This is a genomic window from Mesorhizobium sp. M1A.F.Ca.IN.022.07.1.1 (genome assembly GCF_003997575.1).
In the GTDB taxonomy this organism is placed as follows: domain Bacteria; phylum Pseudomonadota; class Alphaproteobacteria; order Rhizobiales; family Rhizobiaceae; genus Mesorhizobium.
Map to the genome: position 1 here is coordinate 1 of NZ_RZST01000712.1, position 636 is coordinate 636.

Genomic DNA, 636 nt, shown 5'->3' on the forward strand with positions numbered 1-636 from the left:
GCAAGGTTGGTGCCGGTGGCCTCGCGGAACTTGTTGCGCCAGAAGGTCCACGTGGCGGAATCGATGCCGCCGACGATGCCCTGACCGTTGGTCTGCAGGATGTTGGCCAGGCCGCCGATCTGGTTCGCCAGCGAGCCATCGGAATAGAGGTCGACGGAAAAGTTGTTGGCCGCCGTCTTGAGCGCGTTGTTCTTCTTGGTTTTCACCAGGTTGATCATCGCGAACTTGCCGGAATTCTGGCGAAGCTCCTTGCCGCTCGACACGACATGCAGCGCAACCTGCGCCCAATCGTACTTAGCGGAGGTGACCACGTCAGAGCCGTTGGTGTTCAGCGTGTCGAGGCCGGCGTAACGCTGATAGGTGCTGTTTTCCGCATATTCGAGCTGCACCTGAATTTCGGTGCCGCCGTCAAGATTGCGGATCTTGTTCTTCTTCTTCAGCCGGTTGAGGAAGGCATTGTTCTTCGAAACGTTGTCCGCCACTTCCGTCGCGCTGTTGCGAAGGGTGGTGGACACCATTTCCGTGAAGGTAGTCGACGGTCCAGCCATCGCTATTATCCTTTATGGTTCCGGTCGTAGACAGCGGCCAGTTCTTCATCTTCGGTGAGAACCCGAGCCTTGCCCGACGCTGTTGAGG

1 protein-coding gene is annotated in these 636 nt (G+C 58.0%); it reads right to left on the bottom strand.

Annotated elements, in window-relative coordinates; translation table 11 throughout:
- Positions 1-548 (bottom strand): phage major capsid protein (locus EOA75_RS33560; protein WP_127326189.1); only part of this gene is annotated, 548 nt, incomplete at its 3' end.
- Positions 549-636 lie beyond the last annotated feature (88 nt).